Source organism: Erwinia sp. (genome assembly GCF_031978025.1).
Taxonomy (GTDB): Bacteria; Pseudomonadota; Gammaproteobacteria; order Enterobacterales; family Enterobacteriaceae; genus Erwinia.
Map to the genome: position 1 here is coordinate 1 of NZ_DALZCD010000181.1, position 8,819 is coordinate 8,819.

An 8,819-nucleotide genomic window follows, 5' to 3' on the forward strand; every position below is an offset into this window, starting at 1 on the left:
TGGTGCCACGCTTTACCGCATCCACTTTCATCATCGGTTCGTCAACGCCCCACGGTGCGCAAATTTTTCCCGGATTGAGGCGGTTATCAGGATCGAAAGCGGCCTTGATGCGACGCAGGTCGTTAAACAACGCCTCGCCAAAAAACGCCGGGCTGTATTCGGCCCGGAAGCCTTTACCGTGTTCGCCCCATAACAGGCCGCCGTAACGGGCCGTCAGCGCCACCACCTCGTCGGAAATCCGCTTCATCAGCATTTCCTGCTGCGGATCGCACATATCCAGCGCGGGGCGCACGTGGAGCACGCCGGCATCCACGTGACCAAACATGCCGTAGCTCAGATTGTGGCTATCCAACAGCTGGCGAAACTCAACAATATAGTCCGCCAGATGCTGCGGCGGCACGCAGGTATCCTCTACAAAAGGGATCGGCTTGGCGCGGCCTTTGGCGTTACCGAGCAGCCCGACGGCTTTTTTACGCATGGCGTAGATGCGCTCAATGCCGCCGATATCATCACACAGCTGATAGCCAATAATACCCGCCTCGCTTGCCGCCATCAGGCTTTCCAGCCGCTGGCAGAGTGAGGCAACCTGGCCATCAATCATCGCCTTATCATCGCCAGCGAACTCGACGATATTCAGCCCCAACATCTCCTGGTCGGGCACGTCGGCGATCAGCTCGCGGACCGAATGCCAGACGATATCTTCCTTTGCCAGGTTCAGCACTTTTGAATCGACCGTTTCCACTGACAGCGCCTGCGCTTCCACCATAAAAGGCGCACTGCGCAAAGCAGAGTCGAAAGAGTCATATTTAATATTGACCAGGCGACGCACTTTAGGGATCGGCATAATATTCAGGCGGGCTTCGGTAATAAACGCCAGCGTGCCTTCTGCGCCACACAGCAGTCGTGTTAAATCCACCTGCTGCAAATCGTCACTAATAGCGTGACGCAAATCGTAGCCGGTCAAAAAGCGGTTGAGCTTTGGAAAGTGCTCGACGATAACGTCACGGCGGTCGCGACAACACGCCAGTACCGTGCGGTAGATTTGACCTTCACGCGTTTGCTCTGCCGCCAGCTGTTCCGCCAGGCTAACCGGGACAGGCCGCGTGTCCAGCAGCTCGCCGCCCAGTAGCAGCGCACGCAGGCCTAAAACGTGATCGGACGTTTTGCCATAAACCAGCGAGCCCTGGCCTGACGCATCGGTGTTTATCATGCCGCCCAGCGTGGCGCGGTTGCTGGTAGAAAGTTCCGGAGAGAAGAAATAGCCCAGTGGCTTGAGCGCGGCGTTAAGCTGATCTTTAATCACGCCCGCCTCAACCTTTACCCAACCCTGCTCCACATTAATGTCCAGAATGCGGTTCATATAGCGCGACATATCCACCACGATGCCCTGATTCAGGGACTGACCGTTCGTGCCGGTGCCGCCGCCGCGCGGCGTAAAGACCAGGCTTTGATAGCGTTCTTCTCCTGCAAGGCGGGCAATCAGGGCGACATCGGCAGTAGAGCGGGGAAAGAGAGCCGCATCGGGCAACAGCTGGTAGATACTGTTGTCCGTGGACAGGGTAAGACGGTCGGCATAGCTGGTGGCGGTATCACCGGTAAAACCCTGCTGCTCTAACGCCTGCAAAAAATTCAGCACCAGTTGAACGAGGCCCGGCGCCTGAGAAATCTGTGGGATCATTATCGTGTGACCAGGTTGTGTTTGAGGTGTAACGTTTGCTCTTTCTTATGGTTTTATCACATTTTTTTATGGCCTGTCGCCCTTTCAAAATCGCAATGAAAAGAATAACGTGCCGTTTCAACGGAAAATGCGTTTAATACATCAGGATCGGAATGCCCGCTCCTGCTTTCCGGCGTTGTCTGGCGGCTTTATTACTTGAGGTTAATGGTCATACATGAAGAACACGCAAAACGGATGGGACATGCTGCAAATCATCTTCTCCATCCTGTTTATTACGCTGCTGATCGTCGCCTGCCTGTGGGTGGTTCAGCCCTTTGTGCTGGGATTCGCCTGGGCGAGCATGGTGGTTATCGCGACCTGGCCTTTGATGCTGAAATTCCAGGGCTGGCTGTGGGGGCGACGATCGCTGGCGGTCATCGCCATGACGCTGCTGCTGGTGCTGCTGTTTGTCATCCCCGTCGCGCTGCTGGTTAACAGTCTTATTGAAAACAGTGGGCCGGTGATCGCCTGGGCCACCTCCGGCCATGTCATGCTGCCGCAGATGCTGTGGCTGCACGATATTCCGCTGGTCGGGCGAAAGCTCTATTCTGCCTGGCGGCATCTGGTGGCCGGCGGCGGTACGGCAATGATGACCAGCGTGCAGCCCTATATCGGCCGTACCAGCGTTTTTCTGTTTGCGCAGGCCGGGCATTTTGGCCGCTTTATGCTGCATCTGGGGCTGATGCTGCTGTTCAGCGTGCTGCTTTACTGGCGCGGCGAGCAGGTAGGCAACGGCATCCGCCATTTTGCCTACCGGCTGGCCCATCGTCGCGGTGATGCTGCGGTACTGCTTGCCGGTCAGGCGATCCGCGCCGTTGCGCTTGGCGTAGTGGTTACCGCGCTGGTGCAGGGCGTACTGGGCGGTATCGGTTTAGCGATTTCCGGCATTCCCTATGCCACCGTCCTGACGGTGGTGATGATCCTGTCCTGTCTGGTGCAGCTTGGGCCGTTGGTGGTTCTGGTCCCGGCTATTATCTGGCTTTACTGGAGCGGCGATACCACCTGGGGCACCGTTCTGCTGATCTGGAGCTGCGTAGTGGGGACGCTGGATAACGTGCTGCGCCCCATGCTGATAAGAATGGGTGCCGATCTGCCGATGATTTTAATCCTCTCAGGGGTAATTGGCGGACTGGTTGCGTTTGGTATGATCGGCCTCTTTATCGGCCCGGTGGTACTGGCAGTCTCTTATCGACTGGTCTCGGTCTGGATGCATGAAGAGCCAGCGCCAAAAGATGATCCTGAAGAAGTGGTAGAAGAACTTGCTGAAATAGAACAGGAAAATTCTGTCAAACAATAACTTTTCGGCGGTCAGCGCGTCTGACCGCCTTAACGCTTTAAAACCAGTCATTACTTTAAAAGAAGCATTTGTTAAGCAACTTTTACCATTATTTGTCCTTTTTTCAATTTCAGCGTCTTAGTTACTGACAATTGATTAATAAAAGTACACTTATTGCCTCTTACGCCTGTAAATTCACTGATTAAATATTATCGCCTTTAAACTAATAAGAGGATTCTTAAAGACGCACTTCAGCGGGGGGAATAGTATATCGGTTATGTTTAGCAGCAACGCGCTGATTTATAAACAACCTTTTTCCCCAAACAACCTAAAGAATTGCTGTGTGTAGTCTTTGCCCATCCCATGTGATGGGCTTTTTTTTATCTGTAGCAAAGTAAAAAGGCCGCACAAGTCGGCCTTTCACTGCATCTTATAATGAATCGTTATGATTTATGCAATTCTGCCAGGCTCAGCCAGGTCTGGACTACCGTATCCGGATTGAGCGACAGGCTGTCGATCCCCTCTTCCATCAGCCACGCGGCAAAATCTTCATGATCGGACGGTCCCTGACCGCAGATGCCCACGTATTTCCCGGCTTTTTTCGCCGAGCGGATGGCCATCGACAGCAGCGCTTTCACCGCATCATTACGTTCGTCAAACAGCGCTGAGACTACCCCGGAATCCCTGTCCAGCCCCAACGTCAGCTGTGTCATATCGTTGGAGCCAATAGAGAAACCGTCAAAGTACTGCAGGAACTCGTCTGCCAGCAGGGCATTGGAAGGGATTTCGCACATCATGATGATTTTCAGGCCATTTTCGCCACGTTTCAGGCCCTGACGCGCCAGCTCTTCCACCACCGCTTTCGCCTGCGCCACCGTGCGGACAAACGGCACCATCACCTCAACGTTAGTCAGCCCCATTTCGTTGCGCACGCGCTTAACCGCCTCGCACTCAAGCGCAAAGCAGTCGCGGAAGCTGTCGGCTACGTAACGACCTGCGCCCCGGAAGCCCAGCATCGGGTTTTCCTCTTCTGGCTCATAGTTTTCGCCACCCACCAGATTGGCGTACTCATTCGTTTTAAAATCCGACAGGCGCACAATCACTCTTTTCGGCGAGAAAGCCGCGCCCAGCGTAGCGATCCCTTCCGTCAGGCGAGCAATATAGAACTCCACCGGATCGTCAAACCCTTTCATCATGCTGCGGATTTGCTTTTGCAGCTCCGGCGTTTGACGATCAAACTCAAGCAGCGCTTTAGGGTGCACGCCGATCATACGGTTAATGATAAATTCCAGCCTCGCCAGCCCCACGCCTTCATTAGGCAGGCAGGCAAAATCGAAGGCGCGATCGGGATTGCCCACATTCATCATAATTTTCAGCGGCAGAGCAGGCATTTCGTCAACCTGAGAGCTTTTAACCTCAAAGTCGAGCAGATCGTCATAGACATAGCCGGTATCGCCTTCGGCGCAGGAGACGGTAACCTTATGTCCGTCTTTCAGGTGCTCGGTCGCGTTGCCGCAGCCTACCACCGCCGGAATGCCCAGCTCGCGGGCGATGATGGCAGCATGGCAGGTACGACCGCCACGGTTGGTCACAATCGCCGACGCTTTCTTCATGATCGGTTCCCAGTCGGGATCGGTCATATCGGTGACCAGCACGTCACCTTTGGCAATGCGGTTCATCTCGCTAATGTCGTGAATCACTTTCACTTCGCCCGCGCCGATGCGGTGGCCGATAGCCCGTCCTTCCACGACCACGCTGCCTTTGCCCTGCAGCGTATAGCGTTCCATCACCTGCCCGTTAGAGCGGACGGTTTCCGGACGCGCCTGCACGATAAACAGTTTGCCGGTGTGCCCGTCCTTGGCCCATTCAATATCCATTGGCCGCTGATAATGTTTTTCAATCTGTACGGCCTGTGCCGCCAGCGCTTCCACTTCTTCGCTGGTAAGGCTGAAGCGATCGCGTTCCGTTTCCGGCACGTCTTCGATTTTGACCTGTTCGCCATGCGCCTGTGAATCGGCGTAGACCATGCGGATTTTTTTCGATCCCATGGTACGGCGTACGATAGCTGGACGGCCTGCGGCCAGCGTGGGCTTATGTACATAGAATTCGTCAGGGTTGACCGCGCCCTGAACCACCATTTCGCCCAGCCCGAAAGCGGAGGTAATAAAGACCACCTGATCAAAGCCCGATTCGGTATCGATGGTGAACATCACGCCAGCGGCACCTGCATCGGAACGCACCATGCGCTGCACGCCAGCTGACAGCGCGACGCCACGATGATCGTAGCCCTGATGCACGCGATAAGAGATCGCCCTGTCGTTAAACAGCGAAGCGTAGACATGCTTCACTGCAACCAGCACGGCATCGAAGCCCTGTACGTTCAGAAAGGTTTCCTGCTGCCCGGCGAAAGAGGCGTCCGGCATATCTTCAGCCGTTGCGGAAGAGCGAACGGCGAACGAAGCGTCGGCGTCATCAGCAGAGAGCTGTTGGTAAGCCTCACGGATAGCGTGCTCCAGTTCGGGCTGGAAAGGCGTTTCCACAATCCAGTCGCGGATTTGCTTGCCCGCTTTCGCCAGCTCGTCTACATCATCAATATCGGTGTTGTCCAACAGCTCATAAATTCGCTGACTGACGCCGCTCTGATCGAGGAACTGATTGAATGCATCGGCCGTAGTGGCAAAACCGTTGGGAACGGAAACGCCAAGCGATGACAAATTAGTGATCATTTCACCCAGAGAGGCATTTTTGCCCCCCACCCGATCAACATCGTTCATGCCAAGCTGGTTATACCAGAGCACAAACGGCAGTGCGCCTTGATTGGACATTGAAGCAATCCTTTTGTGAATGAATTAACGGAAATAGCATCGTGCGTTTTTGAGCCTGCCACATTCACCGGGTGGAAAGAAACTGTTGAATCGTTCAAGCTGAATAAAAGGAAGTTTTTAAGACTAATCCGCGAATGACAATCTTATTTCACGCAAAATAAATATATTTAAGACATTGATAGTAATAGTAATTTTAATTTCAGCTTTGCATTGCAAAAACAGGAAGCATAACGGGTTAACTTGATTCCTTTTCAGAATGCTTTCCTGATTAATATCGCTTTTTACGCATAATAAACAGGAACGTTATTTCATTAATGCCATTATACAGGGGTGCAGACCTTTTCAATGAAACAAAAATAAAAATTTAATAGAATATGAAATTTAAATTTCACGATGCCGGCTGGCGTTAATTTCTATAAGACTGTAGTTTAATTTACTCTGCCACTCAGTTTTTCAGGAAGCCAAAATGGACAGCAACGAACGTAGCGTATTTTATATTTCTGACGGAACGGCCATTACGGCTGAAGTGCTTGGCCACGCGGTACTTTCCCAGTTTCCTGTCAGCATCAATAGCGTGACCCTACCCTTTGTGGAAAACGTACAGCGAGCGCAGGCTGTCAAAGCTCAAATCAACGCTATCTGGCAGAAAAGCGGCTTGCGACCGCTGGTCTTTATTTCTGTCGTCACGCCGGAAATTCGTGAAATTATTTTGCAAAGCGAGGGATTCTGTCAGGATATCGTTCAGTCTCTGGTGGCGCCGCTACAGCAAGAGCTGGGGATAGCGCCCGCGCCGGTCGCTAATCGCACACATGGCCTGACGGCCAATAATCTGGGTAAGTACGATGCCCGTATTGCCGCCATCGACTACACCCTGGCGCACGATGACGGTATTTCACTGCGTGGCCTGGAAGATGCTCAGGTGATCCTGCTGGGCGTATCGCGCTGCGGCAAGACGCCGACCAGCCTTTATCTGGCCATGCAGTTCGGCATTCGCGCCGCCAATTATCCGTTTATTGCCGACGACATGGATAATCTGAAGCTGCCCCCTGCGCTGCGGCCTTTTCAACATAAATTGTTTGGCTTAACTATCGATCCTGAGCGACTGGCCGCTATCCGCCAGGAGCGGGCAGAAAACACCCGCTACGCTTCTATGCGCCAGTGTCGTCTGGAAGTGGGCGAAGTGGAAGCCTTGTTCAGGACGCATCAAATCCGTTACCTCAACAGCACCAACTATTCCGTTGAGGAAATTGCCACGAAAATTTTAGATATCATGGGCCTGACGCGTCGTATGTACTGAAGCACCCTTGTTTTGATTCCGCGCCAGAAACAGTGATATTTATCCCGTTGCGCCGTTCTGTCCGGCGTTTCGGGTTGAAATCCATATCGTGTCGGGTTTATTGTGATCGCCATCACTTCCCGGTATTCCCGCCGCTGCGAAGAAAAAAATTTTTGGAAGACTATGAACAAGACAGATGAACTGCGGACCGCGCGCATCGAGAGCCTGATTACGCCTGACGAACTGGCGCAGCGTTATCCGATCACGCCTGATATTGCCGAAAACGTTACCGCTTCCCGACAGCGTATTGCCCGGATCCTGTCCGGCGAAGATCGCCGTCTGCTGGTGGTAATTGGCCCCTGCTCGCTTCACGATCCTGAGGCTGCGCTGGCCTATGCGGCAAAGCTTAACGTGCTGCGCCAGCGTCACGCCGCCGAGCTGGAAATCGTGATGCGCGCCTATTTTGAGAAACCCCGTACCGTGGTGGGCTGGAAAGGCCTGATTTCCGATCCCGATCTTGACGGTAGCTTCCGGGTTAATCATGGCCTGGCCGTGGCGCGCGAGCTGCTGCTGGAGATAAACCGACTGGGCATGCCTACGGCTACCGAATTTCTGGATATGGTTGTGGGGCAGTTTCTGGCAGACCTGATCAGCTGGGGAGCTATCGGTGCCCGCACGACGGAAAGCCAAATTCACCGCGAAATGGCTTCTGCGCTCTCCTGTCCGGTTGGCTTTAAAAACGGTACCGACGGAAATATTCAGATCGCGGTTGATGCGATACGCGCGGCTCGTGCCAGCCATATGTTCCTCTCGCCGGACAAGTATGGGCAGATGACCATTTATCAGACCAGCGGCAACCCGTCAGGGCATATCATTATGCGCGGCGGCAAGCGGCCGAATTACCATGCGGAAGACGTCGCTTCTGCCGCTGCCAGCCTGCGCGAGCACAATCTTCCGGAACGATTAGTGATTGATTTCAGCCACGGTAACTGTCTGAAACAGCACCGCCTGCAGAAAGAGGTCGCCGCGTCCATAGCCCAACAGATCCGTACCGGTTCTCAGTCGATTGCTGGCGTGATGATCGAGAGTTTCCTGAAGGAAGGGACGCAGAAAGTGCAGGCCGGCACGCCGCTGGTGTACGGCCAGTCGATTACCGATCCCTGCCTGGGATGGGAAGACAGTGAAGAGGTCCTGACACTGCTGGCGGAGGCGGTGAAAGCAAGGCGCTGACACCGCCTGAAAACAGGCAGGGTTCCGCACACCTCAACGTGCCGGTTTTGCGGATAACCCTGCCTCAGGTTAGCTTGAACAGCTAACCTCCAGCTTTTTCCCCCAGTCCGGCGGGCGGCGCATCAAATCGGCAAATTCCGGCGCGTCGTCAAAGGGCCGTATCAATGCCTGATGCAGCCGGGCCAACACGCTGATGTCATCCTGTTCAGCCCGTTCAATCGCCTGCTGGGCCAGATAGTTTCTCAACACCACCGCCGGATTGACCTGCTTCATCTTTTGCTGGCGCGTCGCGTCGTCGCTTTCTTCCTGCAGTAATCGCTGACGATAAACGTTATACCAGCTGTCAAATGCTTCACGATCGATAAACTCATCGCGCAGAGGTGAATGCGACTGCTGCTGCTCGGTCTCGCACAACATACGAAAAGTCAGCGTATAGTCGCTGCCCTCTTTCGTCATCAACGACAGCAGGCCGGTCAGGATATCGTTATCGTTTTT

The 8,819-nt window shown here is 53.9% G+C and carries 6 protein-coding genes; 3 read left to right on the forward strand and 3 right to left on the reverse strand.

All coding sequences use genetic code 11. The annotated features are described in order from the left end of the window. Positions 1 to 1,678, reverse strand: a 1,678-nt coding sequence (locus tag RTK32_RS14510; protein WP_312045197.1) for an FAD-binding oxidoreductase, incomplete at its 3' end; no start/stop codon positions are given. Positions 1,679 to 1,892: 214 nt separating this feature from the next. Here RTK32_RS14510 and ydiK point away from each other — a divergent pair. Then, complete coding sequence (gene ydiK / locus RTK32_RS14515; RefSeq protein ID WP_312045199.1) at positions 1,893 to 3,014, forward strand: AI-2E family transporter YdiK; 1,122 nt, start codon at positions 1,893 to 1,895, stop codon at positions 3,012 to 3,014. A 422-nt stretch (positions 3,015 to 3,436) separates the two neighbouring features. Here the strand turns inward: ydiK and ppsA are convergent, their stop codons facing one another. Continuing rightward, positions 3,437 to 5,818, reverse strand: coding sequence for a phosphoenolpyruvate synthase (gene ppsA, locus RTK32_RS14520; RefSeq protein ID WP_312045201.1), 2,382 nt, complete (start codon positions 5,816 to 5,818; stop codon positions 3,437 to 3,439). 466 nt (positions 5,819 to 6,284) lie between these two features. Here ppsA and RTK32_RS14525 point away from each other — a divergent pair, with 466 nt between their 5' ends. Beyond that, positions 6,285 to 7,115, forward strand: a complete 831-nt coding sequence (locus RTK32_RS14525) for a pyruvate, water dikinase regulatory protein (RefSeq protein ID WP_312045203.1) — start codon at positions 6,285 to 6,287, stop codon at positions 7,113 to 7,115. A 162-nt stretch (positions 7,116 to 7,277) separates the two neighbouring features. Beyond that, positions 7,278 to 8,324 (forward strand): 3-deoxy-7-phosphoheptulonate synthase, encoded by a 1,047-nt coding sequence (locus RTK32_RS14530; RefSeq protein ID WP_312045205.1) that lies wholly within the window; start codon positions 7,278 to 7,280, stop codon positions 8,322 to 8,324. A gap of 69 nt (positions 8,325 to 8,393) precedes the next feature. Here the strand turns inward: RTK32_RS14530 and RTK32_RS14535 are convergent. Further along, a partial coding sequence (locus RTK32_RS14535) for a protein adenylyltransferase SelO family protein (protein ID WP_312045207.1) occupies positions 8,394 to 8,819 on the reverse strand: 426 nt, incomplete at its 5' end.